This is a genomic window from Paraburkholderia sp. RL17-337-BIB-A, from assembly GCF_046025895.1.
Lineage (GTDB): Bacteria > Pseudomonadota > Gammaproteobacteria > Burkholderiales > Burkholderiaceae > Paraburkholderia > Paraburkholderia fungorum_C.
Genome location: NZ_JARESY010000002.1, coordinates 1,981,887 through 2,007,980, shown reverse-complemented (window position 1 = coordinate 2,007,980; position 26,094 = coordinate 1,981,887). Strand labels below are relative to the sequence as shown.

Annotated in this window: 22 protein-coding genes and 1 pseudogene; 9 read left to right on the top strand and 14 right to left on the bottom strand. The window is 56.4% G+C overall.

What is annotated here, in order from left to right:
* Positions 1 to 211: 211 nt before the first annotated feature.
* The 6 genes from P0D84_RS29840 to P0D84_RS29815 all read right to left on the bottom strand — a co-directional run bounded on the left by P0D84_RS29840 (position 212) and on the right by P0D84_RS29815 (position 7,343).
* A complete protein-coding gene (locus P0D84_RS29840) occupies positions 212 to 1,354 on the bottom strand; it encodes an FAD binding domain-containing protein (protein WP_408342571.1) in 1,143 nt (380 codons plus the stop codon).
* Positions 1,351 to 3,615: a xanthine dehydrogenase family protein molybdopterin-binding subunit gene (locus tag P0D84_RS29835; protein WP_408342569.1), complete on the bottom strand. Its 2,265-nt coding sequence runs from the start codon at positions 3,613 to 3,615 to the stop codon at positions 1,351 to 1,353. The genes P0D84_RS29840 and P0D84_RS29835 overlap by 4 nt, the downstream gene beginning before the upstream one ends.
* Positions 3,599 to 4,114 (bottom strand): (2Fe-2S)-binding protein, encoded by a 516-nt coding sequence (locus tag P0D84_RS29830; protein WP_408346131.1) that lies wholly within the window; start codon positions 4,112 to 4,114, stop codon positions 3,599 to 3,601. Before P0D84_RS29830 ends, P0D84_RS29835 begins: the two co-directional genes overlap by 17 nt.
* Positions 4,114 to 5,391, bottom strand: a complete 1,278-nt coding sequence (locus P0D84_RS29825) for a c-type cytochrome (RefSeq protein ID WP_408342567.1) — start codon at positions 5,389 to 5,391, stop codon at positions 4,114 to 4,116. Before P0D84_RS29825 ends, P0D84_RS29830 begins: the two co-directional genes overlap by 1 nt.
* A 72-nt stretch (positions 5,392 to 5,463) precedes the next feature.
* Positions 5,464 to 6,600: an alkene reductase gene (locus P0D84_RS29820; protein WP_408342565.1), complete on the bottom strand. Its 1,137-nt coding sequence runs from the start codon at positions 6,598 to 6,600 to the stop codon at positions 5,464 to 5,466.
* A 605-nt stretch (positions 6,601 to 7,205) separates the two neighbouring features.
* A complete protein-coding gene (locus P0D84_RS29815; RefSeq protein ID WP_408342563.1) occupies positions 7,206 to 7,343 on the bottom strand; it encodes a hypothetical protein in 138 nt (45 codons plus the stop codon).
* A 105-nt stretch (positions 7,344 to 7,448) separates the two neighbouring features.
* Between P0D84_RS29815 and P0D84_RS29810 the strand changes: the two genes are divergently transcribed.
* A complete protein-coding gene (locus P0D84_RS29810) occupies positions 7,449 to 7,739 on the top strand; it encodes a hypothetical protein (protein WP_408342561.1) in 291 nt (96 codons plus the stop codon).
* Here P0D84_RS29810 and P0D84_RS29805 read toward each other — a convergent pair.
* The 3 genes from P0D84_RS29805 to P0D84_RS29795 all read right to left on the bottom strand — a co-directional run bounded on the left by P0D84_RS29805 (position 7,726) and on the right by P0D84_RS29795 (position 10,229).
* Complete coding sequence (locus P0D84_RS29805; protein WP_408342559.1) at positions 7,726 to 8,148, bottom strand: MFS transporter; 423 nt, start codon at positions 8,146 to 8,148, stop codon at positions 7,726 to 7,728. The genes P0D84_RS29810 and P0D84_RS29805 overlap by 14 nt on opposite strands.
* 94 nt (positions 8,149 to 8,242) lie before the next feature.
* Positions 8,243 to 9,382 carry an FAD binding domain-containing protein gene (locus P0D84_RS29800; RefSeq protein ID WP_408342557.1) on the bottom strand — a complete coding sequence of 380 codons (1,140 nt, stop codon included), beginning with the start codon at positions 9,380 to 9,382 and terminating at the stop codon, positions 8,243 to 8,245.
* A gap of 328 nt (positions 9,383 to 9,710) precedes the next feature.
* Complete coding sequence (locus tag P0D84_RS29795; RefSeq protein ID WP_408342555.1) at positions 9,711 to 10,229, bottom strand: Dps family protein; 519 nt, start codon at positions 10,227 to 10,229, stop codon at positions 9,711 to 9,713.
* A gap of 551 nt (positions 10,230 to 10,780) precedes the next feature.
* Here P0D84_RS29795 and P0D84_RS29790 point away from each other — a divergent pair.
* Positions 10,781 to 11,986 (top strand): annotated as a pseudogene (locus P0D84_RS29790) (molybdopterin-dependent oxidoreductase); the annotation flags it as partial.
* Positions 11,987 to 11,993: 7 nt separating this feature from the next.
* Here the strand turns inward: P0D84_RS29790 and P0D84_RS29785 are convergent.
* A complete protein-coding gene (locus tag P0D84_RS29785; protein ID WP_408342553.1) occupies positions 11,994 to 12,890 on the bottom strand; it encodes a LysR family transcriptional regulator in 897 nt (298 codons plus the stop codon).
* 104 nt (positions 12,891 to 12,994) lie between these two features.
* Here P0D84_RS29785 and P0D84_RS29780 point away from each other — a divergent pair, with 104 nt between their 5' ends.
* Positions 12,995 to 13,645 carry a DsbA family oxidoreductase gene (locus P0D84_RS29780; protein WP_408342551.1) on the top strand — a complete coding sequence of 217 codons (651 nt, stop codon included), beginning with the start codon at positions 12,995 to 12,997 and terminating at the stop codon, positions 13,643 to 13,645.
* Between the two features lie 384 nt (positions 13,646 to 14,029).
* Here the strand turns inward: P0D84_RS29780 and P0D84_RS29775 are convergent, their stop codons facing one another.
* The 4 genes from P0D84_RS29775 to P0D84_RS29760 all read right to left on the bottom strand — a co-directional run bounded on the left by P0D84_RS29775 (position 14,030) and on the right by P0D84_RS29760 (position 17,360).
* Positions 14,030 to 14,755, bottom strand: a complete 726-nt coding sequence (locus tag P0D84_RS29775) for a TetR/AcrR family transcriptional regulator (protein WP_408342549.1) — start codon at positions 14,753 to 14,755, stop codon at positions 14,030 to 14,032.
* Positions 14,756 to 15,362: 607 nt separating this feature from the next.
* Positions 15,363 to 15,860, bottom strand: coding sequence for a DUF3331 domain-containing protein (locus P0D84_RS29770; protein WP_408342547.1), 498 nt, complete (start codon positions 15,858 to 15,860; stop codon positions 15,363 to 15,365).
* Positions 15,854 to 16,297, bottom strand: a complete 444-nt coding sequence (locus P0D84_RS29765; protein ID WP_408342545.1) for a hypothetical protein — start codon at positions 16,295 to 16,297, stop codon at positions 15,854 to 15,856. Before P0D84_RS29765 ends, P0D84_RS29770 begins: the two co-directional genes overlap by 7 nt.
* Positions 16,298 to 16,424: 127 nt before the next feature.
* The gene (locus tag P0D84_RS29760; RefSeq protein WP_408342543.1) at positions 16,425 to 17,360 is read right to left on the bottom strand and encodes a formate/nitrite transporter family protein; all 936 of its coding nucleotides are present in this window, start codon (positions 17,358 to 17,360) and stop codon (positions 16,425 to 16,427) included.
* Positions 17,361 to 17,705: 345 nt separating this feature from the next.
* Here P0D84_RS29760 and P0D84_RS29755 point away from each other — a divergent pair, with 345 nt between their 5' ends.
* The 6 genes from P0D84_RS29755 (at position 17,706) to P0D84_RS29730 (ending at position 26,088) form a co-directional block, all read left to right on the top strand.
* Complete coding sequence (locus tag P0D84_RS29755; protein ID WP_408342541.1) at positions 17,706 to 18,965, top strand: NAD(P)/FAD-dependent oxidoreductase; 1,260 nt, start codon at positions 17,706 to 17,708, stop codon at positions 18,963 to 18,965.
* Between the two features lie 272 nt (positions 18,966 to 19,237).
* Positions 19,238 to 20,338 carry an IS5 family transposase gene (locus P0D84_RS29750; RefSeq protein WP_408346128.1) on the top strand — a complete coding sequence of 367 codons (1,101 nt, stop codon included), beginning with the start codon at positions 19,238 to 19,240 and terminating at the stop codon, positions 20,336 to 20,338.
* A 207-nt stretch (positions 20,339 to 20,545) separates the two neighbouring features.
* The gene (locus tag P0D84_RS29745; RefSeq protein ID WP_408342539.1) at positions 20,546 to 21,028 is read left to right on the top strand and encodes a DsbA family oxidoreductase; all 483 of its coding nucleotides are present in this window, start codon (positions 20,546 to 20,548) and stop codon (positions 21,026 to 21,028) included.
* 824 nt (positions 21,029 to 21,852) lie between these two features.
* Entirely contained in the window at positions 21,853 to 22,665 is an 813-nt protein-coding gene (locus P0D84_RS29740; protein ID WP_408346125.1) for a cation:proton antiporter domain-containing protein, read from the top strand.
* A gap of 362 nt (positions 22,666 to 23,027) precedes the next feature.
* Positions 23,028 to 24,155, top strand: coding sequence for an alkene reductase (locus P0D84_RS29735; RefSeq protein WP_408342537.1), 1,128 nt, complete (start codon positions 23,028 to 23,030; stop codon positions 24,153 to 24,155).
* A gap of 790 nt (positions 24,156 to 24,945) precedes the next feature.
* On the top strand, positions 24,946 to 26,088 hold the full coding sequence (locus P0D84_RS29730) for an efflux RND transporter periplasmic adaptor subunit (RefSeq protein WP_408346122.1): 1,143 nt from the start codon (positions 24,946 to 24,948) through the stop codon (positions 26,086 to 26,088).
* Positions 26,089 to 26,094 lie beyond the last annotated feature (6 nt).

Sequence of the window (26,094 nt, the reverse complement as noted above, 5' to 3'; positions counted from 1 at the left end):
TTATCGATCGATTAGTGATCGTGTGATAAATTGTAGGCGAAGATACGTACATAGCCAAGGCCGCTGGGGGAGGTATATACCCTATGTGCGCGGTGAGGACTATTGCAGGAAACTGGGTAATCGACCAGTTTGCATCGCCATGGCGATGTTATCTATGTGCCAGGCGCAACGGATGGGACGCGTGGCTGCTGTTGCGGCAGTCGTGACTAGTCTAGAAGTTCGCGGTGCTGTTGTGCCCCAATCCAAAGAGCGCGGCGAGTTCAGGGCCTTTGCGAAGCAGCTTTTCGACTTCTTCGCGTCGACGTGAGGCCCAGCTTTGAAGGGCCGGTTGCACCTCATTTCCATACTCATGTCCAAGTGCTTCGGCAAGAGAAATGGCGTCGTCCGCTGCTTTCGACGTCCCGGAGCCAGTATGAGGGCGTACGGTGCATGCTGCGTCACCCACAAGCACAATGCGCCCAAGTGAAAAGCTCGGGCTCAGGGCGTCATAGATGGACTGAAAGAAGGGTTGCTGTGTTTTTCTTACGAGTTGTTGGAGGACGGCGGGCAGGAACTCCCTCGCTAACTGACAGAGCTCCGAGATTGACTCGGATGACAGTCTGCCCGGGCCAATGGACGAGTGGTGCAGTTGGCCAAGATTGTCGGTGAGGTGTTTATTCATTACCGACGGATCATTCTCGTTTCGATACCAGAGCCAGTTAAATCGCCTGCGTCCTGGTTCGAGTGATCCGTTGATGCCAGGAATGAGGAAGGCCATGAACATATGGCCGGATTCCCGGAACATCGTAAAAGCGTTGACGAGTGTCTCTATCGAAGATGGGGCGAATGTCGATTCGTCAACGATACCTCTCCATGCGACATAGCCGGCGTATGTGGGCACATGTTCAGGGAAGACTTTGGCACGGATCCTTGAGCCGCCTCCGTCCCCTGCGACGAGGATATCGGCAAGAATGCTGTTTCCTGCGCCAAAATGAACCTCAATACCGTTGTCCCGCTCGGTGTAGCCCGTTATTTCCTGGCCGTAGGAAATCTGATCAGCGGGAAGCATGGAACACAGCGACCTATACACGGAGTCCCATGAGGAAAACGGCAGCTTTTCAGGCTCCTCGCTGATCAACTGGCCGTCAGTTCCGATGCGTCGACGCAGCTGCGTGGGAACGCTAATCATCTCCTGGGTAAAATGGCCATGCTGTTCGAGGAATCGCAGCATGTGACGCAGAACTACGACGCCACCGCCTCTGCCGCGAAGAGGCGTTTCGGAGCGCTCGTAGACATGGACGTCATGCCCAACGCAACCAAGCGTTAGCGCACTTGAAAGTCCGGCAATGGAACCGCCTGCAATGATGATTTTCATAGGTTAATTTGAGCACGCAATCGGTCGCCAGCGATTGGGAGGGCTCGCTGACGTTTGCCTGTCGCGTTAAAAAGGGCGTTAGCAAGCGCGCCGGCGGTAGGGCCCATCGCCGCTTCAGCGGCACCAAGGAATGGCGTTCCCGGTCGATCAATGAGATGGACAGCCACTGTTTGAGGGACCTGCGAAAACCGCATGATTGGATAGGTGCTCCAGTCAAAGCTTCGGATTCGCTGAGTGTCGAAGCGGAGTTCCTCGTACAGGGTCCAACTCGTTGACTGAAGGATACCTCCCGCAATCTGATTTTTCACCCCGTCCGGGTTGACGATTTGTCCTGTATCGACGGCTGCGACCGCCTCTTCAAGGTGAACTGTTCCTGTTTCGGGCTCGACGGATATCTCAACTGCAATCGCAACGTAAGCCATAAGATTTTTGTACTTTGCGAATGCGAAACCCACGCCGGCACGAGGGTGACGTGGAGCTCGGGGCCATCCAAACTTCTTTGCAGCGAGCTTTATCACGTCGATAGCGCGTTGGTCATCCAGGTGGCTCAGGCGGAACTGAACCGGGTCTACATGTGCGGCCATCGCAAGCTCGTCCATAAAGCTCTCGATTGAGAACACATTCATGTGTGCGCCCAGCCCGCGCAGTGCGGACGTCCGCAGAGGCATGGTCGGTGAGAAGTTATTCTCTACACGTATGTTCGGCACAGCATACAGCGGGATCGCGTTGCGGTCTCCGCCGCCTTCGGGCTGGACCATTGGCACTGAAGGCGCCGATACGAAAGGCCGTTCAAGCTGTGTTGCCGGCATCAACCGGCCGGCATTCACAATGCGTTCGTTGTGAGAGCTGCTCCACAACGCGTACTGCCAGTCAACAATCCGCCCGCTCGTGTTCAACGACGCGCTCACCTCGGTCACCATGGCCGGCGTATACGGTTCCCAGGTGTGTTCCTGATCTCGCATCCACACCACGCGAACCGGCCGTCCCGGCATCGCGCGAGCGAAAAGCGCGGCATGCGCAGCGACATCGTCTGCTCCATTGTGACCGTAGCATCCGGAACCCTCAACATGGATGCAACGTACCCTGTTCTTCGGCATGTCGAGCATCTCTGCCAATGCGTCGCGTAGTGGATAGACGCCCTGCGAATGAGTCCAGACCGTTAGGGTGCCGTCTTTAAGCAGGCCGATTGAACAGGACGGCCCGATGGAGCCGTGCATCAGATAGCGTTTGATATACCGTGCGCTAAGCGTGTGTGCTGCCGGAGCTGACGGCCCGTTTTGGTTCGCAATCTCGATGCGTTCGGTGGCGATAGATTTGAGTTGGTCATGGACGCTTTCCGGCGCGGGAAGCGTCCGCCCAATGCCCCATTTGGTGACCGCAGACAGGGCGCGCTGCGCGACTATAGCTTGCCACTCGTCTTGAGCGATTGCTGCGAGGACATTGCCGTCCCGGAACACCGCCAGAACCCCTGGAAGTGACAAAGCAGCATGATCGTTTGTCTGGACCAACGGGGCGCCGTAGACAGGCGGTAGTACCACGCGAGCGTGGACCATGTCCTGCATCTTCAAGTCCTGCACGTAGTTTGAGCCGCCCGTGACTTTCCCCGGGATGTCAACGCGCTGCATCGGCGTTCCGATCAGTCTGAACGTTTTGGGGTCACTCAACGGGGAGGTCTGGGTCGCATTCCGGTGCAGGTCAACGTACTGTAGGGTGTCTCCAAATGTCATTGATCGACCATCGGAAGCGGTGATTCGTGCATCGCGAACCACGAGCTGCGAGACGTCGACGTTCAGCCGCTTCGCAGCGGCCCCCTCGAGCAGCCCGCGCACCTGCGCTGCCGCGTTCAGAAGGGCTGTCCCGCTGTCTGCAATCGTATGGCTGCCTGCGGTTAGGCCTTCGTCTGGCGACAGCAGTGTGTCGGCAGTCAGGAACGTGACAAGCGACGGCGCCGTGCGGAGTTCCTCGGCTGCAATCTGAAGCAAAGCAGTCCGCACGCCGGTTCCTAGCTCGACCTTGCCTGTGAAGACGGTAATCTGGTTTGTAGGCGTGATCTTGATCCATGCATCCAGTAGCGGATTGGTCTTCAAGCTACCCGCCAGATTTTGCGTATCCTTCCCAATGTGCACAACTGCCCCTTCGCCCGCAACCACCTGCTGGGCAAGAAGCTGGGAGCCGGGCAGCAGGCTGAACCCCACGACGAGAACTCCGGATGAAAGGAAGTGCCGACGCGCAGCGCTGAACTCCTCATCGCATTTGTCCATCGCTAGACTCCAGTTTCGGCCTTTGGCTGCTCGGGGCCTGTTCTTGTGATGTGCCGGCAACCTCTCGAATGGCGGCGAGAATGCGCATATGGGTGCCGCAGCGGCACAGATTGAATTCCATATGAGCCCTGAGGTCTATTTCAGTGGGATGCGGATTTTTGTCGAGCAATGCCTGGGCACGCATGATCATCCCCGCAATGCAGTACCCGCATTGAGCCGCCTGGTGCTTGATAAAGGCGGCCTGCAAGGCGTTGGGGCTGGTTGCTGAGCCGAGTCCTTCGATGGTACGAACGTTTCTGGAGCCTACCGCCGACACAGGCAGGAGGCACGAGAAGACCGGACGATCGCCGACGATAACTGTGCATGCCCCGCACTGACCCAATCCGCAACCAAACTTGGCTCCGTTAAGATTAAGCCGGTTCCTCAACGCGTACAGGAGAGGCATGGACGCGTCTACTTCAATTGAATGAGTGACGCCGTTTACCGATAGCTGGATGATCACCGTGCTCTCTCCCTTGGTATTTCGCTCACGGTCTTGCTGACGTCAGGCCACTCCGGCCGATGGGAGAAGTTGAATCGCACATAGGCCGCGATGTCAGCCAACTGCTCGTTGCTAAAGTCGGCTTCGAAATCTGGCATGTAATTTACGGAAGCCGTCTGGTGCCAGGCAATCCCATTCAGCATCATCTGGATCACGTTGCGTGGACTGTCAGCGTTGACGGCCGTGCTCAGCGAAAGTGACGGTCGGTTGCCGATTGACTGCATCGGTGACGCCATCCCATGGCATGCCGCGCAGGCCCCGGCGAAAATGATTGAACCTTGTGCAACGCTCGAGCTGTTGCGCCCGTCGAGTCGCGTTTTGATCGCTATGCTCTTTTGCTGCGGTTCTTGTAAGGAAAGTATGTATTGCGCAATGGCCTGTGCGTCTTCTTCGGGCGTCGTTGCGAGCTCCTGCGTAACAGGAAGCATCGGCCCGGCTGCGCCTCCGTGTTGGCTGGCTATACCTGTCCGGAGATAGGTCACCAGTTGTTCCTTTGTCCACGACACAGGCGAATTGTTCAGGTTGATCAATGGGTATGCGTCCCACCCATCGACACGGCCCCCTTCAAAAGCGAGGCTTGCTTTCTCCGCCCCGGCAAGGTTAAGCGGCGAGTGGCAGGAGGCGCAATGCCCCAAGCCATCCACCAACAGCTTTCCGCGATTCCATTCTCGCGATCTGGTCGTCTCTTCGACGTACCTGCGATCTTGTAGAAAGAGGAGATTCCAGAACGCTACCAACGGGCGAAACCCGAGCGGAAACATGAGCTCGTTCATCGGTGGCTTCGCACTGACTGGTGGACGAGACATCAAATACGCATATGCAGCGTCTATGTCTGCATCCGGGACACGGGTGAAATGCACATACGGAAATGCCGGGTACAGATGATGTCCATCCCTGGAAATTCCATGTCGCATGGCTCGCCCAAATGCCTCCAACGACCATGAACCGATACCGGTGACCTTATCTGGTGTAATGTTGGTCGTATAAATGGTACCGAACGGTGTGATGAGTGGCAGGCCGCCGGCGAGGGGCTTCCCGTCCTTCGCCGTATGGCATACGACACAGTCGCCCAGCGCTACAATTCTTGCACCGCGCGCACGCAAGCCAGCGTCGAATGAGTTCACGGGCGGCGGTTCAACCGGGGCAAAGGCAGGCTCATACATGAGCGCAACTGCCAGAATACATCCTCCAGCAACGAGCCCAAGAATGAAGCCGGGCAGGGATCGTCGACCCATGTTCTGTTTCGCCTGAAAGAAGAAGACGGAGCTTGCCGCTGCCGTCTGCCTATGGTGACGACCTTGTCAGTATCAGAATTCGCCGATTTCAAGGCCACCGGGCGTAGTCTTTTCGCCTGCATGCGTCGGATAGTCGGTATAGCCGGCCGCATCCCCGCCGTACCACCCGAACGCATTTGCGGTCGACAACGACTGTTTGTGCTCAATTCGCTCGACGAGATCGGGATTGGCGATGAAGGCCCGTGCATAAGCCACGAGTTGCGCGGTCCCGTTCTCGATAAGTGATTCGCCTTCATCGAGCGTAAGCCCGCCATTTACCATCAGTGTGCCGTCGTAGCCGCTTCTCACGATCGAGACGATTTTGGACAGATCTGGTTTGCCAACCCATCCGTTCGTATCGGCAGCATGGACATATGCGACGCCAAACTCTTGCAACATCTTGGACACAAAGGTGTAAGTCTGCTCGGGATTGCCATCGCGGACGTTGTTGTAGAGCGCGAATGGCGATATCCGAACGCCAACTCGGTTCAGTGGCAACACTTCACTTACCTGCTCAAGAATCTCGCGCAGGAAGTGGGCACGTTTTTCAACTGATCCCCCGTATCTGTCGGTTCTGACGTTGGTCGTCGACGATAGAAACTGATGGGGCAGGTATCCGTTTGCGGCGTGCACCTCCACGCCGTCGAAACCGGCCGTGTGAGCGCGCTTCGCGGCCGCTTTGAAACATGCCACGACGTCTGCAACTTCCTCCGTCGTCATTTCTCGCGACGGCGTTGCGTGAATTTTCGTGTAATGACCGTTTTGCAAATGCCCCCAGACCTGCAGTTGCTCAAGGTCGTCATTTATCCCGGACGGCGATATAGGGGATTGACCGTCGAGCAGCGCGAATGAACTGACCCGTCCGCTATGCCAGAGCTGCATGAAGATGCGCCCTCCGGCCGCGTGCACACGCGCGACAATGGACTTCCATGCTTCCATCTGCTCGTCGGTGTAGATGCCAGGAGCGAGCTCAAATGCCGCAGACATCGCGCTGACGTTTGTGGCTTCCGTTATAAGGAGGCCGGCCGACGCACGCTGCTCATAGTATTGAGCCATCAGCGAATTGGGAAGTCCGTTCATCTTCGAGCGACAGCGCGTCATCGGAGCCATCACAACCCGGTTCTTGAGGGATAGACCAAATATCTGATGAGGGGTGAGCAGGGCGGACATATTTTCTCCATAGGCCGAAGTGCGCGAGTGAACGCACATTCAAAGGCAGAAGTGGTGCTCCCGGGGCGTCTTAGTGGGATAGTCCAGAAAAGTATAAGACGGCTCGGCACTCACTCACGTGAATCTTGCGGGCGATTCAGCAAAATTAAGACGGCGATCCCCGTTCGATCTCGCATCTGGAGAGCTACTATTTGCCATGCCAACAATTACGGTACCGGCGGCGGTCTGAGAGTCAGAGCGAGAATCACGCCGACCACAGCGCATACTGCTGCTACCCTGTAGACATCAGCCAACCCTAGCGTAATCGACTGCGTTCGGACTGCTGATTTCAGGATAGCAAGCTTCAGGGAGAAGACCTCCTGACTGGCGCTATAGGTCGAACTATGCGCTACTCGGGCAAGCGCATTGATTCGGGAGAGTGTCTCCTGGTCAAAGAGGTTTACGAGCTGTCCAAGGAGATTGGAGCGGGTTTGTTCCAAAATGCGTTGGGTTACCGCGATTGAAGTCGTGCCAAGCTGTCCACCGAACAGGCGCATCATTTATACGATTGCTCCAAATGTGAGCGCGTGGACCATGATGACATGCCTCGCAAAGAAATAGATGACCTAAGTCAACGCCATGGTTTGCCCGATCCTCTGCAGCAATTGAAACGGTATGAAGTCGATTTCTGTCCAGACGGAAGTGATCTGCGTACCGAAGGCAAAGGCGAGTGCGATTGTGGAAAAGCCAATGACGATGACCATTCGCGCGTCCATGTGCAGCAGCAGAAAAGCGACACACGGAGCGAGGAAAATCTGGGGAATTGCTATCCAGCGTAAGGTATCGCCTATCTGAAGGGGACGCAGGTTATGGACGCTGGCCTGAAAGATCGGGGCAACGAAACGGGTGTTAAGGACGAGAACCTGAACAGACCGACAAGCAAAACGAGGATTGCCACGTTGCGCTTCAGGAGGTACGAGAAGGCAATGCCGGAATCCTTCGCCAACAGCTTGTATATGAAGAAAGCGGCCAGCGCGGTAACGCCGAAGAATATGCGTATGGTGATGAAAAAGCGACTGAAACCAGAAGAACCGTTCGCCCTGGTCGAGTGCAACGCAATGAACGCTAAGCCCCCGGCACCAAGCATCATTCCAGAATAGTCTCTCCTTTTGGCACATCCTGCTTGATCGACTCCTTCGGAAGCGACGTCAGCAGATAAAGGATAAGCGGTACTGCAAGCACAGCGTTTTGCCAGAAAATCCAGTGCCAGCTCATATGTTCGCTGTACCGGCCCTCCAACGTCGCCGAAATGTTCAGCGACATCTCGAGATTCATCTCATACGCAGCGATGCCAAAAGGTACGAGGTTCGGAGGAAGACTTCTCACCACAAACCAAACTGTAATCGGGATGACAAAGACGCCGGACGACAACCCCGCTAGTGTCTGGAGAAGTATGAAGATGGAGGAGGTGTGGCAAAGCGGTGTAAGTGCCTCGACCAGAAGAACAATCGCGCCGGCGAGCAGAACCCGGCGCTCGCGACCGGGTCTCGCAGACGGTAGACGATTCATTGTTCAAGTCAATGCTGAAGACCTGGTCGGTGCCGCTTGAGGCGTCTCACAACTACCTCAAGTGCGGGGACTTTGCCCAAATTATCCGGCTGGGCTACTGGTTTAACTGCATTATGTTGTCCCCGAGGGAGATGCCGAGTTCGGACATGCTAGTTCCCAGGCGTATTTGCTGCATCTCCCAACGGGAGAGCGCGGTCGCGAGGGGTGTGGCGCCGCTAGACAGGGCATGGGCAAGCGTTACCGCATTTACAGCAGCTTTGGCGGTGCTTCCGGCGGTATGTGGTCGAGGAACGAAAGCAGAATCGCCGAGCAGAATCGTCCGATTGAAAACCATCCTGTTGACGGCCAAATCCTGAATGGCCTGAACAAAGGGTTCGACCGTCGCAAAGACCAGCTTTTGCAAGGTCGGGGCGAGAAGGGCTTGAGCAGCAGACCGAAGTTCGCTGACGTCCACATCCTTCGTCGTTCCGGGAGGTAACGACGTCGAGCGCTGAGTGCCGAATCTATCCAGCATCAGAGCGACGAGCTCGCTAGCAGTCACGGGGCGATACCATACCCAATTCCACCGGCGCGTCCCCACCCGTGTTGTGCCGTTCTCGCCGGGAACAAGGTAGATCAGCATCAGGTGCGATTCGCCTTGCTGGAACGTGAACCTGTCACGTAGAACGGTTGCTGCCGAAGACGGGAGATCGTTCTCCTCAACCAGGCCACGCCATGCGACGTACCCTGCATAGCTTGGATGCGTTCCTGGAAGCACTTGGGCTCGAACTGCGGAGCGCGAACCGTCAGCTCCAATCAGGATGTCGCCGGTCGCAGTTCGCCCGCTCTCGAAATGCCCAACAACTTCATTGTCGATCTCTTCAAATCTCGTAAAACGCTCACCAGGATGAACAACGCCTGCGGGCAATCCACGCCGCATCGCGTTGTAGATCAAGCTCCACGAGGTTTGCGTTTGAGGCATGGAGAATCGCTGAACAATTCGATCCTCTCTGTCGAGATAGATGCGATCGCCGGAGTCGACGCCAATGTCTGTTGGAATTGACACGCCCCCAAACCGGAACGCTTCAAGGACGTCAGGCTGAAGGACGATTCCGCCACCACGACTGTCGAGTTCGTTCGGGGACTGCTCAAACACGTCGACATGCCATCCGATCGCACGCAGAGCTGTCGCCGTAAAAAGACCGCTAAGCGATCCGCCGACAATGACTGCGCGTTGCTGGGTACTGTCGAGCATGATGAACTCCCCATAAAAAGCAATTCTGTTGCTATCTGCGAGAGGCGCTCGCGCCGCATTGTAGTGGATGAGCGGGGATTTGAGGCCCGGTATGCATCCGTGTAGCAAAAGTTTGGTGAGGACCGAGCGCCGGCGTTGAGGAAATCTGTCCGTTGATTTCAGGACGGGAAGGCAGCAGGCAATCTGGCGTGGTTTTTAAGACGCTGTCTGGGATGCTAGTAACGGCGTGAATTTCTGGCTCTCTTACAGAGCTGCGACGATACCCCCGTCGCAACCTGTAAGGACCGTCGATGACAAAGACCCTTATCGGGCAATCGCCGGAAACGGGCTACGACGTGCGACCGGATTCAAACAGAAACCAGGTACGTCGCTCAGCCTCATCAATCCACTGTTCGAGAAGGCTTGCCGTCGCTACGTCACCGACTTCGTCGCAAAGTGAATGCGTGCCCTTCATGTAGCGGATCAAGGACATGTTGTCTTCGCGGAGCTCTGCGAGCATATCCGCCGGCGTGACGAAATCGGCATCGTTGTCCAGTATCCGTTGAAGTCTGGACAGGTGGCCGATTGAACGCAGCGTCGTGCCGCCGATTTTCCGAACCCGCTCAGCGATCGGGTCGGTTGTCGCATAGATCTGGTCGGCTTGCTCGTCAAGGAGCAGGTGATAGTCACGGAAATATGGACCAGACATGTGCCAGTGGAAATTCTTGGTCTTCATGTAGACCGCGAAAGTGTCAGCGAGCAGCGCGTTCAGCTCCGCCGAAATGTCCAGAGTTGCGTCCTGGCTCAGTGCATTCGGGGTGTGGAGCGGTGCTTTCCGTCGTTCGGTTGCCTTTCCTGCATCGTTCATATATGGCCTCGATCATGTCGTGGATTGGGAGAAAGTGCAGCTTTGGGCATTGCCGACCCGAAGGGTCGCTGCTTAAAGCAGTGTAGTTATTGAGGTGAACCAGGGCCGGAATCAAGTGCGTTAATTGTTCTGAACTTACAAACGTCCGCTTGACATGGAGCTCGCAGCCCAGACGCTTGCGGCACGTCGGCCGCCAACCTGATAGCCTGGACAACGCATTCTTCTGGGTATCAATCCCAGAGATCGATCCGAGCGCGTCAGTGCGAACTACGCAACGCGATGAGTGCTGATACCGGAAAGTCTACTTCATTCAACCAATGGAACTCTCGGCTGACGAGTGACCACGGCAACATTCTTCACCCTATGGCGCTCGGTTGATTTTCACAACAATTAACAGTACGTTGATCGTGTGGACGCGCAGACTGCAGATGGGAGCTGTTTGAAGTCGGTGATTGCTGCATGCACCCGACCCGGTCACCGCTGCCCGCCCTGGATCGACTCCGGCACGTATGCGAAGGATGATTCTGACGTTCTTGAAAGGTCGACAAGCCATGGCCGATGAGAAGGATGTGCGGACATACTCCGAACCTGCGGGTGGCTGGAGTGCGTTGAAAGCGACGGCTAAGGTACTTTCTCTCCAGGGCATCCCGAATTATGGCCCCAATACGTTTCTCCAGATGAATCAGCCTGAAGGATTCGACTGCCCAGGGTGTGCGTGGCCTGATCCGAAGCACACTTCGTCGTTCGAGTTCGGCGAGAACGGCGCTAAAGCGGTCGCGTGGGAAGCGACAACGAACCGGTGCACGTCCGAGTTTTTCGCCATGCATCCTGTCTCTGAACTACGGGCGTGGGATGACTACGATCTGGAGATGGCGGGACGACTCACGCATCCAATGGTCTATGATTCCGCAAGCGACCGATACAAGGCAATTGGGTGGCATGCAGCGTTTGAAAAGATCGCAAGCCATCTAAATGCGCTGGACGATCCAGATCACGCCGAATTCTACACGTCAGGTCGAGCCTCAAACGAGGCAGCGTTCCTTTATCAGATTTTCGTTCGGGAGTATGGCACCAACAACTTTCCGGACTGTTCAAACATGTGTCACGAAGCAACGAGCGCAGGGCTTCCAAGGTCAATTGGGGTAGGCAAGGGCACCGTAACGCTCGAAGATTTTGACGCCGCCGATGCCATTTTCATCTTTGGCCAGAATCCAGGGACGAACAGCCCTCGCATGATGACGAATCTTCACGAGGCCTCGCGAAGAGGGGCGCGAATTGTTTCGTTCAACCCTTTCCGGGAGCGTGCGCTCGAGCGTTTTCAGGCTCCGCAGGATCCGATAGAAATGGTGACGCTGAGGTCTACGCCAATCAGCACATTTCGCTATCAGGTGCGTGTCGGCGGCGACGTCGCTGCGCTGAAGGGAATCATGAAGGCCGTCTTGGAGTTCGACAACACGGAGTTGGCCACTGGGCGGCCTAGCGTACTGGATCACGATTTCATTAATCAACACACTGTCGGACTCGAACGGCTGATCGAAGATCTGTACGCAACAAAATGGGAAGCCATTGAGCGTCAATCCGGTTTGAGCAAAGAGGATCTGACCAATGTCGCCAAAATCTATATCGAATCGAAAAACGCAGTGCTCGTCTACGGGATGGGGCTGACCCAGCATCATCGCGGCACCGAAAACGTGCAGCAGGCGGCCAATCTGATACTTCTGCGTGGCAATATCGGACGGCTGGGTTCCTGGTTGTGTCGCTCAGTCATGACACGATGTCGCTGAGAAACTCGAGGAAGGCGCCGATTCGCCGTGAACCTCGATGATTGGGCATGTAAAGCGCAGTGATGGAAGACCGGGCGTCATTTGGATTGATTTCGTACTGGTCAAACAGTTTAGTCAATCGGCCGGCCTGAACATCAGAATCAATGAGCCAACTGGGAAGCAACGCGATACCAGCGCCGTTTAGCGCGACTTCCCTGAGTACTTCAGAATTGTTCGTCTTAAGGCGGCCTGTAACCGCGATTTTTGCGACGTTTCCGCCTTGGCAGAACGTCCAGACCTGTTGGTCAGAGCCGTAAGAAAAACGCAGACATTGGTGAGTGGAAAGCGCTTCAGGTGTTTCCGGGATGCCATGCATTTCCAGATAGTCCTTGCTTGCGACAACGTAACGCTCGAAGTGACCTATTGTCCGGCTGACAACGTCCGCGCTTGGCGGCGGGTCACCCAGTCTTACGGCGAGATCTATCCGGTCAGCTAAAAGATCGGAAATCCCGTCATCAAGAATGATGTCCAGTTCCAGCCTTGGATGGCTTGCCAGGAAGGAGCTTATATGAGGAACAATGCACTGCCGTCCAAAGGCTGCGGGCACGGAAACGCGAAGCGGACCCGAAGGATTCACTCCTCGATCCGAAACAGAAGCGTCCGCTTCGGCCATGTCTTCGATGATCCGCTTCGCCCTGGCGTAGTAAGTCGCGCCGGCGTCTGACAGCGCCACCTGTCTCGTAGTGCGATTGAAAAGTACCGTCCCGAGCGATTCCTCAAGTGCCTCGACGGCTCTTGTTACTGATGAGGTGGCGATATTGAGGCGTCGGGCTGCACTCGTAAACCCGCCCGTCTGTGCGACCTCGACAAACATGGATAGCGCCGTGAATTTGTCCATTCTATGGCCCCTCACGCGAAGATTCGTCGGCTTGACAGTTCATTCTATCTGGCATTGTTGATCGCTGGATTGTTCGTGGTAACCAATCGAGTTGGAGGTGTTTGATGGAAAAGCTTAGCGTTGAAGTGACGTATGACTTTATTTGCCCGTGGTGCTGGATCGGGGGCGAAAAGCTGAGACTGGCAATGTCGGAGACGGGCTCGGAGGCCAATATCAAAGTGGCCTTCATTCCCTACGAACTTAACCCGGGTATGCCAGAAAAAGGGCTTAACCGGAAAGAATACCGGTCGGCGAAATTCGGCAGCTGGAAGCGCTCTCAAGCCATGGATTCGCAGGTGGCGGAAGCAGGGCGCGATGTTGGTCTGGACTTCCATTACGAACGTGTCGAACGTACGCCCAACACGTTGGCCGCGCACCGACTGGTCTGGATGCTTCAGCAGAGGTATCCGGTGTCGACACTGGTAGAAAACATCTTTCGCGCGTATTTCTCCGTCGGTCAGGACGTCGGTGACGTCGCAGTGCTGACCGAGCTCGCTGTAACGGCCGGGTTTGACCGCGCAGAAATCAATACCTTTTTCTCGGGACGTGACGGCACAGACGAGGTTCGAACAATTGAGGCCGTCGCTATCGACCGAGGTGTTAATTCGGTTCCGACGGTTAAGATAGGGAACGACATTGTTAGCGGAGCTCAATCCGTCGCTCTATTCAGACAACTCCTGGAGAAAAATCTAAAGAGCCACTCCGTGTCTCTTTAGCCAAATCACCGATTGCCCGGTCCGGATAATACGTTGCAGATGTGCTGGCCGAACCGTGCCAGATGTTGAATACGACCAGCACTTTTCTAGTAGGTCGTTGGCGGTCTCCGGCCAGTGTCAGGCAACGATGATTGCGGGACACAGCCACTGGAACCGTGGCATGACGTGCATCGCACAGTGAATGCTGCGACGCAACCGACCTTTAGTAATCAATCGATCAATATTAAACGTGAAAAAGGCAAATGACAAGCTGCGGCTGCATGAGGTTTGACGAACGGGGGCGTGAGCGACGGCCGGGGCCAATTGGTTTGGCATGGCGGTCAGGCCGTTGGAAGTATTCGAGGCCCGGCTGCAGGAGCGTCCGGGCAACGAGCCGCCTGCAGCCTAGGTGGTGGCCCTGGTTTTGGTTGCCTTTGGGCGCTTGGTGCTACCTGCTTCCAGCACTTTCTTCAGCGCGGAGGGTGTGCCGTTCAGAAATGCATCGATCTGATGTTCGATGTGCGAGTCAATATCCTCCGTGACTGGCAACCCGTAGATCCACTTCCGCACGCCAACGTAGAAAATGCTCGCGTGCAAACTCCAGATTAGCTCGAGTTCGACGGCTCGCTCGGCCGGCCCGGCAGGCGCCGGAAGGCCGTGCGTCTGCCTGATTTCGTCCATGACGGGGTTGAAGACGCGTTCCCGGAGACGCGCGAGGTATTTAGAGTTAATACCTTCACGGGTGAGCCCTGCGAATATAAAGATTCGAATCCACTCACGACGTAGGATCGTATGAGCGTACGCCTGATAGAAACGGACCATGCGCTCCTGGAGCGGCATTGAGCGGTCTCTTATCAGTTTCTCCCAGTCGCTGTCCCAGCTGTAAACCTCTTCGTAGACGCGATCTATCAGGGCCTCTTTGCTCGGAAAATATCGATACAGGAGCGGTTGCGTCACACCAAGTTGGCGTGCGAGTTCCCGTGTGCTGCCCGAGAAACCATGTGTCGCAAAGTGGTCGATAGCTTTTTCGACAATCATGCGCTCCCGGACCTCAGGCGCAAGCCGACGAGTACCTGGTTCGTGAGGTTCGGAAAGTGCGGGGGCGTCGATCGGCCCATTTTTCTTTGGCATGTGGACCCAGAGGCGTCGAGAGATCAGACAACCATAATACAAAGATTGCCACCACCTGACTAGCTGCTAGTCTTCGCACCTTGGACATTTCTGCCGCGCCAGGCGCACTGGAGGTGCGAGTTTGTCTAGTTTTGATGCTCGAAAGACCATTTGTGTCATGGGTCTCACATATCCCCCGTTCGTTAGGTCTTTGGTGAACCGGTGCCACACTCGGCGACAATCGCGACTGGTTTGGAGCGCAAACTTGCGGATTGGCGTTTGGGGAGCGAGACGCCTTCGTGACGGCTTATGGTAGGAAAGCTTGTGCGTCAATCGTCTCTGGGCCGGCCAGCACCAATGTATCGGCACTGAAGAGCCTTCCATAGAGGATGCAGGATTGATGTGCTGGCGTGGAGCGGTGGATTGCGCTTTCGCCAGCACGCTTGAGGCGAGCAAAGCGATCTTTTCGGTCGCGCCACTCAGCGCACGGCGCGGAGAATGGGTGACTTTGTCTGGAGCAATGTCCAGCCGTCGATGTGCCGACTTGCGACAAGAGAGAACCGGTGACCTGTCGATTCTCAAGCGGCATAGGCCCGCGTCGGCATCGTTCAGGTCACTCGCAACACAATCAGCAATCGACCAAAGAGAACGCGCTATCCAGCTCACGTGAGAGGATCATAAATGCCGCGTTCGCTCGCAGGTTCCTGTTTCTGCGCGGCCGATACACAGCGTCACCCTTCTTGATGACTGCGCCGCTTAACGCGCATTGACCGGTCACGCGCGCAATACAGACTCGCCAGACCTGCTCTGTGTAGCATCCGGCAGTTGAATCCCGCCAATCAATCACGGCAGTCGTCTCGTTCAGCCGTTCGATGACCTTGACAAGACCCAGCCCGCCGGAGGCGCAGCGGGATTTTCCCTTGTTTTCCGTTGCGGCGTGCTTTATTGAGAAGTGGCTAGTGGCGCTGGGGAGAGTGGGTTCGCCATCCGGCCAAGAGCTGAGCGCGCCAACGGTGCGTTGCCACGGATCGCAAGCGGGATTTAAAAGAAGCATGATAACTCCCAAATCGACTGGCGTTGATGTTGATACGTCGCGAACTGAGACTTCAAGAATTGTGCTTACCATTCAATGTCGAGATATCGAAGGACGATGGACGCCAAAAAACCTATCTTCAGGATGCAATCAGTTAATGAAAGACAAAATGAAAATATCGAATGGTCGAACTCAAATGGCAACGCGGGAAAAATCGCGAAAATGCTTATAAAGCATAAAATTGAAAATGCTTGCTGAGCGCCCCGTATTTTTCGTAACAGGGCTACTCCGAGCACCAGCCAGATGACCTTCGAAATGAGCAGGGCGAGAAATCGTCCGAGCCCGGCGAACGCGTCATATTCGGCAGGCGTTTCAATAATTGTCCAGCCGCACACGGCGATCGAAAATAGCCGGACGCCGAATGAGATATGAACATTGCTTTTCGCCTCAACTGACCGATTGAGGTAGCTCGTGAACTCTTCGTTGTATTGGTCGAGTTCGCCGTCCGACTTGCTAACTTTTGATTCCATACTTCACACTCGACAGCGGTTACCCCCTGATAAGGGTTATAACTATTCTGGTTCAGGCAAAGCGCATACTGAAATAAATCGTTCTTAATTTGATGCGAGCTGGTTGAGGGCTGCTGAGCGTCGACCTTTACGGAAGACCCGCAAGCAAACATAGACAGTCGCGAGCTCGACTACGCATCACTACACGGCCAACGAAGCGACCGTCTACTTGCCGTCGCGTCGAATTCGCTTCAGGCCAAGGTTCAGGTGTTTTAGGTCTGCGCCGGCGCTGTCGGGCGCTGCCATCCGGAATTGCGAGCGGTTGCTGTGACGATCCTGCAGCCAATAGCCGAGGCTCATGAACACGCTGCCGCCAACCAGGTTTCCAATCGTCACAAAGACCATTTTGGCAGCCGCGCGCGCCAACGTCACGCTTTCGGGGGGGGCCGATGAGCGCCAGGGCGAACAGGAACATGTTGACGACGCTATGTTCGAATCCACAGGCGACGAATGCAAATACCGGCCAGAAAATAAGGACCAGCTTTGCGGCGTCGCTCTTTGTCCGGGCAGCCATCCACATCGCAACACAGACGAGCCAGTTCCACAGTACGCCTTTCGAGATGAGCTCCGTTGGGCTGCCGTTCAGTTTTCCCTCTACGACCGCGAAGAAGGTCGTAGCGCCATCGGTTAAGGCTACGCCCTCGCCGGAGGGGTGTATCAACATCGCCAACACGACGGCTCCAACAAAATTGCCACGCCAGGAGACTCCCCAAACCAGAAGGAGGCCACCAATTCCGCTGGACCGACGAAGGGCGGCGAAAGGCAGGTACATCGCGGTGCCCGTAAAGAGATTTGAGCCTGCGAAGACCACGATTGTCAGGCCGCAAGCAAAGACGGCCCCCATGATTAGGTGGGCGTAGGCGGTAGGCACATGCGTCCCGACGGCGAACATCAGAGTGTCGCCGAAGCCGATGTCGGCGACTACCATCATCGCGCCTATGAAACAGGAGATCTGCGAGGTCGTGATTGTTGAGATCTTGAACGCAACATCCTCGGCAAAATGGTCAATCGTCTGGGTGTACATCCAGGGAACCTCTCAATGAGCGAGGTCGTACTGGCAGTGTTCAGCGGTGTTTGCACAGAAACGCGTCGCTTCACGCGTATTAAATTCAATTAAGAAGTGCTCACTCTAGGCCATATCGGTCTATGGTTGGATTGGTGCCGGCTCGTCGAGACGATACCTCTCCGCTCCAGGCGCGGACGGCAGATAGACAAAGTCGACGGTGCTTTGAAGTGAACGGTGGAGACGGAAGCTCCCGAAACGTCCGGAAGACGAGCCAATACACGGGCTGTGTTGTGCGATCGTAGAGCCGTTTTTCCCAGCAACCTACGAGGAGCCTGTGCTGCGTTGAATTAGCGGAGAACGACCATGGATGGCGCGAAGGTTGTCAAGGTGTTTGGTGAGGCTTACAGCAAGGAAGCATACGCTATCCGGGACTTTCTGGCGCGCGGTGTCGTTGAGTATGAGTGGTGTGAGGTATCCGGAGACAGCGACTGTTTGCATCAACTGGGGGTTCTGGATTTCGAGAATACCCGCTGGCCAATCGTTGTCTTTCCCGATGGATCCACGCTGTATACCCCCACGCTTGCAGACATAGCGACCAAACTGGGGTGGGTGTCGCGTCCGCGTTACCACGAATACGATCTATCCATCTATGGGGCGGGGCCGGCAGGGCTTTCAGCAGCGGTTTACGCGGCATCTGAGGGGCTGCGTGCGGTCGTTATTGAGCGAGCCGCCGTCGGTGGGCAGGCAGGCACCAGTTCGCTCATCGAAAACTACATGGGCTTTCCGCAAGGCATTGCAGGAGCGGAATTGGCAGAGCGTGCCCGGCAACAGGCTGTCAAGTTCGGTGTCGAGTTGCTTTTGATGCGCGAAGGCATACGCGCAACTTTCACGAATGGGAAGATCGAGGTCAGTCTTGCCGATGGCTCGCTTCTTCGAGCACGCGCAAACATCTGCGCGACGGGAATCGAGTATCGCAGCCTGCGTGTACCGGGAGAGCAACGGCTGCTCAATTCAGGACTCTTTTATGGTGCGGGCGCAAGCGAAGCACCAATGTGTGATGGGAAGAAGGTTTTCGTTGTGGGCGGGGGGAATTCGGCAGGACAGGCCGTGATGAACTTCGCCAAGACGGCCAAGAAGGTAACGATGATAGTCCGTGGCCCGACTTTGGCCGCAACGCTTTCGCATTATCTTCTTGACCGTATAACCCAGACGAAAAACGTCGAAGTGCTCTTTGGCTCAGCGGTAACGCAGTTATTCGGTGACACACAGCTTGAGGCTATCCGTATCGTTCGTACTTCCGGCGAGGACGAGGTGGTCGCTGCGGAGCGACTATTCGTCTGTATCGGAGGTGCGCCCAACACTGACTGGGCCAAGGAGACAACGATAGTCCGCGACAGGAACGGATATCTGGTCACCGGCGCAGACTTGGGAGAATTCCCGGAATTCGAGCGCTGTTGGCCTCTGGAGCGACGCCCTTATTTCCTTGAGACCAGCGTACCTGGCTCCTTCGCAGCCGGCGATGTCCGATTCGGATCCGTCAAGCGGGTTGCGTCTGCGGTCGGAGAAGGGGCGATGGCTGTGACGTTTGTGCACCGGTATCTCGCGGAATCCGCCAACCAGTAAGACGGCCATGTATTCAGACGGGGACATTGATGCCGATAGATATTACGGTGACACACGATTTCGTCTGTCCTTGGTGCTACCTCGGCATCAATAGGCTACTGCACGCTATCGATTCTTTGAGTGACGACTTCGAATGGCAGTTGTCGTGGATGCCTCTCGAATTGAACCCTGCTCTACCTCTAGCAGGCCGTTGAAATACCTGATGTGGCGGTCATCCGTAACGAAGGCGTAAACGTTGAACTGATGTCATCAATGAGAGCGAGATGGAACGGATGCGTGGTCCAGATGGTTTTACCGAGTCAATGTTCACGGTGCTGAAGCTGGACGATTTTGTGCCGAAGGACCATCCGTTGCGTCCGATTCGCGCGTGGGTCAATGACGCGCTTAAACGCATGGACGATGTGTTCGCCCGGATGTACGAGGCTGACGCGAAAGGAGGTCGGCCGAGCATCGCGCCGGAGAAACTGGTGCGAGCTCTTTTGCTGCAGGTGCTGTACTCGATTCGTAGCGAGCGCATGCTAGTGGAACAGATTTCCTACAACATGCTGTTCCGCTGGTTCGTCGGCCTGCCGATGGACGGGACCGTGTGGGACCACTCGACGTTCAGCAAGAACCGCGACCGGTTGCTCGAACACGATGTGGTGGTGTTGCTTTTCAACGAGACAGTCGAGACCGCGCGCGAGCGCGGATATCTTTCTGGGGAGCACTTTAGCGTCGACGGCACGTTGATTCAGGCATGGGCCGGGCATAAGAGCTTCGTGCCGAAGGCAAGTCCAGACGAAGACGACACGCCTCCTGACGAACCGCCCGCGCCGAACGACAACTGGCACGGACAGAAACGCAGTAACGAGACGCACCAATCGACGACGGACGAGCAGGCGCGCCTGTTTCGCAAGAGCAAAGGAACCGGGGCGATGCTCTGTTATATGGGCCACGTGCTGACCGACAACCGGCACGGCCTGGTGGTCAACGCGCAGGTGACGCTGGCGACGGGCACCGCCGAGCGCGACGCGGCCGAGCTGATGCTTGCCGATGCCGCAAGTGTTGCGCCGCACGGCATCACGGTCGGCGCGGACAAGAACTACGACACCGCCGGTTTCGTGGCCAGTTGTCGAGCGAACCGTGTGACGCCGCATGTGGCGCAAAACGATGGGCGTCCAGGAGGTTCAGCAATTGACGACCGAACTACGCGCTGGCCGGGTTACGCGGTCAGCCAGCAAAAACGTAAACGCATTGAGCAGGTGTTCGGATGGGGCAAGACAGTCGGACGAATTCGACAAGCGATGTATCGGGGACTTGAACGCGTAGACCAGCTCTTCGTGCTGACGCAGGTCGGCTACAACCTGACGCGTATGCGCACACTTGCCGGTTGAGGGGCAGGAAGCGATGGATAACACCGATATGGTGAACCCGCGAGTAACGCCGAATGCCCGCAAACGTGTTCCGCGTTTCAAAAGTGCAAACCCAGCATCCGTCGTAATGCATCTGAGCGCATCAACGACGGATATTTCAACGGCCTGCTAGCCGGTATCGACAGGGCCTCATATCGAACCGCGAACTACGGGGAGTCGCACGGAAAGATGTTAGATGCGCAGATTGAAGCGCAGGCTCGGTACGACGGCATTAGTCTGGACATGCGGATACTGCAGACGATGTCCAACTCCCGGCCGGCGCATCGGGTTCGGCTGTTGGCGCAGGAGCGGAACCTTGAACGCGCCTTCATTCACGCAGTCTACAGGGCATATTTCGAATGTGGGATGAACATTGGAGTTGACTCCGAGCTTGCGCGTATCGCCCGCTCCGTTCACATCAGTGAGCAGGACGCATTGGAGTGTCTAAAAGACCCGACGACGGATCAGCGAGTCGTGGATCTGGAGCGAGGTGCGAGCCAGAAAGGAATTAGGGAGGTGCCGCATTTTCAGATCGGTCCAATCCCTGTTTCGGGCGCTGTGCCGGTGACGACGTTAAAAGAGGCGCTTGTACGCGCTGCTAACTCGGACCTTCCGCCCCCCGGTCAGGGCCTTTGCGCTCCTGATGACGAAGACTGTGCCGGATCTCCCTGAGGGGGTCGTCGCCAGGACCTTCGTTACCAGCCGGCTTGCGCCGCATTGAAATCAAATCCGAGATTCCCGTTGATCTTGGCTCGTGTGCAGTGCGCTTCAGCGCAATTAAGGCGGATGTAGCCTAGGCGTGACCGGGATCAGGCGGAAAATGCGCACGAGTGAATTTGAAATACACCGCCCGGCTCCCTGCGGCTGTCTAGCAGGAAGCTGCCATTGGGTCTGCGGCTACCGCCGCGCCCCGTGTGTGGCGATGTATCACGAATCGCGCGGACTGCAAGTGCCCGCTAAACCTGTGGATGGCTGGAGGGACCATTGAAACTAGCTTCTGAATCGATGGTGCGTATCTGCGTACTTGGTGGTGACTGGAATGGCCACGCTGTCGCCGGCCTCCCCGAACTCTCCGCCTGGCGGGCGGCTTCCACAGTCGGTGCGACTCTCTGCGGGTTCGAAACTGTGATCCGAACGGCCACCACCTCAAGGCCGTACGTACACTACGACGTGCAAACCGGCTGCGTGATGTCTGTTTCCAATGACAACGCTGAGCGTTGCGGCACTGGAAGTGCGAAGACTAAGCATGCCAGTGCGTCAGGTCATCGAGCAGTGGTGCGCGGAGCCTGTCGACGCACGCCCAAAGTGACCTGATCCTCCTTCTTTCCAACCTCTGCGTGTTGGCATCGCTGCGTTTTCGTTGCCAGCCAGCACTAGCGTTGCAGGCTTGGAAGCTACCTTCTTAATATTACTGAATCGACGGAAAGTGCATGGCCGTTGACGTATTCTTTCCGGAAATTCGGTGCTATCTCTCATGATTTTTTCCTACCGGCCAGATTGCATCGAAGCGGGACGGGCCATCAGCTATTCAACCTGATGTCGTGCTTGTGGTGCTCATCCCGCCACTCCTCATGTCGAGCGCGTTCTACACCGCGTGGCGTGAATTTCGTGAAGAGCTTGTTCCCATCATGTCGCTGGCCGTCGGCGCCGTCGGCGCCGTCGTCTGCACGACTGCCATGGTCGCGCTTGCCGCAAGATGGGCTTCGCCCAGTTTGCCATGGGGAGCTTGCATCGCGTTGGGTGCAATTGTTTCGCCGTCTGACGAAGTTGCTGCAAAAGCACTTTTGCATCTCGTTAGCCTCGCAGCAGCATTAGCACTGGCACAGGCGTTTCCCCAACGTGATCTGCTGGTCTTCACCACTTTCTGCGTCATCTTCGCTACCGTGGTCCTGCAGGGTCTCACTCTTGGATTTCTGGCCCGTGTTCTCAAATTGCACAACGACCCGGAAAATCCGAATACCCCTTATCTGACCGTGCTTGAGGCTCGGGCTCTAACGTTTCGAGCCTCGATCTCTGAACTCGAGGCAATCGACCTGAAGAATTGCTGCGGGAACGAAGATCTGGTCATGCGCCTTATCGGGGAATACAAGGTCCGCGCGGACTCAAATGGCTATGCTGTTTCAGGCGAGGTGGGGTACGTCCGGCGTCATCGGAGTCGACTGAATCTGGCCCTGAGGGCGGTTGTTGCGGCGCGGCGCGCGCTGGTCAAGCTCCATGAGGAGCGACAAATCAAGGATGCCGTCCTTCATAAAATCGAGGCCGAGCTGGACCTAGAAGAGTTCAGGCTGCGTCTACTGCTTGGACCGTGATGCGAAGCCGCCGTCGTCATCTTCACATAGAAGGAATCGCCGGGCGGCCTTGAGTACGACGCTCTCCAGATTGATCGGGAGTGGGCTGCGGAGCCGCCTCCAGCATGTGTTTTTCACCTGGTGGCGCAAAACTCCGTTGCTCACCGTTCGGATTCTCTTTCCTTTCCCTTACGCGTAACCTCCTCTCATCGACAAGGAATATGGTGAATATCTAGGAAGGGCAGTAGCCGACTTCCTGACCACTGTTTCTTCGCTTTACACCTTGTCTAGTATTCGTTTGCCGTTCAAAGGATATCTCTCGCAGGTTGGCTTGAACCGCCAGCGGTGGAATCCATCCCTGTTTGCTTCAAAGGAGGTTTGCTGTGTCGAACAAAATGTTTTCTCCGATTAAGGTTGGAGTGCTCAACTTGCCGCATCGGATCGCTATGGCGCCGCTGACGCGGTCGCGGGCATCAAAGACAGGTAATGTTCCGACCGCGATGAACGTCGAGTATTACCGTCAACGCGCGAGTGCTGCTCTGATTATCACTGAAGCCGCGCAAATCTCTCCGCAGGGTCAAGGCTATGCCTGGACTCCTGGCATTCACAGCGCCGAGCAGATTGAAGGCTGGAAGGAAGTAACCCAGGCAGTTCACGCTGAGGGCGGCCGTATCTTCATGCAGCTCTGGCACGTTGGCCGCGTGTCGCATCCGTCTTTCCAACCGGACGGCGCGTTGCCTGTTGGTCCTTCGGCGTTGCCGGTGCCGGGCAAGACCTTCATCGTCGATGAAGACGGCGCAGGAGTCTGGGCCGACGTACCGACGCCGCGCGCACTTTCTGTTGAAGAAATTGACGAGATTGTGGCCGACTACGCAGCTGCCAGCCGCAATGCGATCGCCGCCGGGATGGACGGTATCGAAATCCACTCAGGAAATGGATACCTTCTCGATCAGTTCATCAACAGCAATAGCAATAAACGCACTGACGAGTACGGTGGTTCCTCGGAAAATCGCGCTCGTTTCCTGCTTCGGGTCGTCGACGCGGTGATCAGGGAAGTAGGTGCGAATCACGTGGCCGTACGACTTACGCCGATGGGCCGGTTCATGGGCATGGGCGACGATACGCCGGAGGAAACGTTTGGCCTCATCGCCACCGAACTCAATCGACGTGAGCTTGCGTACCTGCATGTGGTTGAGCCGGAGATTCTCGGTACCGCACTGGACGACAGCTACGACGCTCGCTGGAAGACCATCATCCCCTTGATGCGAAAGAATTTCACCGGGATTCTGGTTCTGGCAGGCGGCTACGATGCGGAAAGTGCAAAGAAAGCTCTTGCGGACAGCCGTGGCGACATCATCGCGTTTGGTCGGCCGTTCATCGCTAATCCGGACCTTCCGGAGCGTCTGAAAATTGGCGCCGAGCTGAACGAAGCGGACCGGGCGACCTTCTTCGGAGGCGATGCCGCTGGCTACATCGACTATCCGGCCCTACCGACGATGAGCGGGCTGTAACTGCCTAAGTGCTTAGGGGCGCCCGTGCTTCCGAGAATGTTCGGGGGCGCGGGCGCATCATTCATTCCGTCCTCTCCATCGCGGATTGTCTGCCTGATCTGTGGCGACAGTCGTTCGGTTCGTAGTAGCGCCTCATTGAAGCGGTGATTCGGCCGGTCCAGAAAGAGAAACTTCGACTGAGCGCGAACTACCGACTCTGGGATTGTCGCGCTACGTCGACCATCCTTGTATTGCTTCTTTTCCGCCAGGCTCTCTGTACGGACGCAGCCTGCGAACGCTGGCCGCCCACCGTATCGAGGAACCGCGCGCAGCGCTTCCCAACTCAATTTTCCTCGACCGCATGTTCGACCAGTCCGCGCGAGAACGCTTCATAGCACCGTACGGCCGGCCAACCTGGCGGCTCAGCAAAGGCAGGTTCAGAAGTCTTAATAACCGCCCTTGTATCGTCGCTCTAGACTGTAAACATTTCTCCCCACCCGGCGTCGGAACCACACATCATCCGCAAAGCTGACGCTGATCAAACTGCGTTAGATCGGCAGGGCGAGGCCGCGTAACGGTGTGCCGTTAACCGCCGCTAAGCGCTAACGACCACGGAAGGTAGCCGGCACTCAACTTCACAGAGAGTCGCTTCTCGGTCACTTTCAACGAATACAGCCTGGACGAAGAAGAGGTCTGATTTCTCGCCGCAGGTCCTCCAGCCAGTGCGTAGGGACAGTCGATGTACCTGAAGGAGTGACGCGATATGAAAGTCGGAAGAGGGACGCTGTGGGGATTGACTGCGGTCATGTTGATGGTCGCGCTCGGAATATCCCTGTCCTACAAAAAAACGCATGGTGACTATCTTGTGACTCGGGCATCTGCCGCAGCTCCCGTCGCGGCACCACATCCTCAGGTCGACGTGGCGTCGGTTGTAGTCAAGACGATCACGGACTATCAGGTCTATGCCGGGAGGATTGAGGCGATAGACAAGGTTGAGATACGCCCTTTGGTCCCGGGCACTATCGTAGCCGTCCACTTCAAAGACAGTAGTCTGGTGAAGAAAGGTGACAGTCTCTTCACAATTGACCCTCGTCCGTACATAGCAGAGGTGGACCGGGCGGAAGGGCAGCTCGCCGCAGCGCAGGCGAGGAACGGCTACGCATCGACCGACGCTGAACGGGCATTGCGCCTGCTGAAGGACAATGCCATCGCTAAACGGGACTATGACCAGGCGCAAAATGCCGCCCGCAGCGCTTCGGCCGACCTGAAGACCGCTCGCGCGTCTCTCGAAGCGGCAAAGATCAACCTTGCGTACACAAATATCGTCGCGCCGGTCTCTGGCCGCGTATCCCGCGCCGAGCTAACACTGGGAAACATTGTGTCGACGGGCGCAAGTGCCCCGCTCTTGACCACACTCGTTTCTGTCTCGCCTATATATGCCTCCTTTGACGCCGATGAGCGCACCTACCTCCAGTTTCTGAGCAAGGACTCCAAGGAGAAGGTATCGGTTTCAATTGGGCTGGCAAACGAGAAGGGATATTCGCGAGAGGGCCGTATCGACTCCGTTGATAACCGGCTCGACAACGGGTCCGGGACTATCCGTGTTCGCGCACGGTTTGATAACACCGATGCTGTTCTCGTACCCGGTTTGTACGCCAGGGTGAAGGTGGGTGGAGGGGCGCCTCACCAGGCATTTCTTGTCGAAGATGCCGCTGTCGAGACCGATCAGGACAAGAAGTTCGTGCTTATCGTTGATAGCAGCAATCGGGTTCAGTACCGGAATGTCTCGATCGGCGACATGTACGACGGCTTGAGGGTTATATCAGATGGCCTGAAGGAGGGTGACCGTATCGTTGTCAACGGCCTCCAGCGAGTCAAGCCTTCTGACGTTGTGGAGGTGCACACCGTGGCGATGCGTGCTAGCCCAGCGTTGTCCGAGAACACCGCCCAGTAGCCTTCA

Bases quoted from the DNA above. Each gene is read 5' to 3' on its own strand.
- P0D84_RS29840 (WP_408342571.1), bottom strand. From the start codon at position 1,354: ATGAAAATCATCATTGCAGGCGGTTCCATTGCCGGACTTTCAAGTGCG.
- P0D84_RS29835 (WP_408342569.1), bottom strand. From the start codon at position 3,615: ATGGACAAATGCGATGAGGAGTTCAGCGCTGCGCGTCGGCACTTCCTT.
- P0D84_RS29825 (WP_408342567.1), bottom strand. From the start codon at position 5,391: ATGGGTCGACGATCCCTGCCCGGCTTCATTCTTGGGCTCGTTGCTGGA.
- P0D84_RS29820 (WP_408342565.1), bottom strand. From the start codon at position 6,600: ATGTCCGCCCTGCTCACCCCTCATCAGATATTTGGTCTATCCCTCAAG.
- P0D84_RS29815 (WP_408342563.1), bottom strand. From the start codon at position 7,343: ATGGTCATCGTCATTGGCTTTTCCACAATCGCACTCGCCTTTGCCTTC.
- P0D84_RS29810 (WP_408342561.1), top strand. From the start codon at position 7,449: ATGGACGCTGGCCTGAAAGATCGGGGCAACGAAACGGGTGTTAAGGAC.
- P0D84_RS29805 (WP_408342559.1), bottom strand. From the start codon at position 8,148: ATGAATCGTCTACCGTCTGCGAGACCCGGTCGCGAGCGCCGGGTTCTG.
- P0D84_RS29800 (WP_408342557.1), bottom strand. From the start codon at position 9,382: ATGCTCGACAGTACCCAGCAACGCGCAGTCATTGTCGGCGGATCGCTT.
- P0D84_RS29795 (WP_408342555.1), bottom strand. From the start codon at position 10,229: ATGAACGATGCAGGAAAGGCAACCGAACGACGGAAAGCACCGCTCCAC.
- P0D84_RS29785 (WP_408342553.1), bottom strand. From the start codon at position 12,890: ATGGACAAATTCACGGCGCTATCCATGTTTGTCGAGGTCGCACAGACG.
- P0D84_RS29780 (WP_408342551.1), top strand. From the start codon at position 12,995: ATGGAAAAGCTTAGCGTTGAAGTGACGTATGACTTTATTTGCCCGTGG.
- P0D84_RS29775 (WP_408342549.1), bottom strand. From the start codon at position 14,755: ATGCCAAAGAAAAATGGGCCGATCGACGCCCCCGCACTTTCCGAACCT.
- P0D84_RS29770 (WP_408342547.1), bottom strand. From the start codon at position 15,860: ATGGTAAGCACAATTCTTGAAGTCTCAGTTCGCGACGTATCAACATCA.
- P0D84_RS29765 (WP_408342545.1), bottom strand. From the start codon at position 16,297: ATGGAATCAAAAGTTAGCAAGTCGGACGGCGAACTCGACCAATACAAC.
- P0D84_RS29760 (WP_408342543.1), bottom strand. From the start codon at position 17,360: ATGTACACCCAGACGATTGACCATTTTGCCGAGGATGTTGCGTTCAAG.
- P0D84_RS29755 (WP_408342541.1), top strand. From the start codon at position 17,706: ATGGATGGCGCGAAGGTTGTCAAGGTGTTTGGTGAGGCTTACAGCAAG.
- P0D84_RS29750 (WP_408346128.1), top strand. From the start codon at position 19,238: ATGCGTGGTCCAGATGGTTTTACCGAGTCAATGTTCACGGTGCTGAAG.
- P0D84_RS29745 (WP_408342539.1), top strand. From the start codon at position 20,546: ATGTTAGATGCGCAGATTGAAGCGCAGGCTCGGTACGACGGCATTAGT.
- P0D84_RS29730 (WP_408346122.1), top strand. From the start codon at position 24,946: ATGGTCGCGCTCGGAATATCCCTGTCCTACAAAAAAACGCATGGTGAC.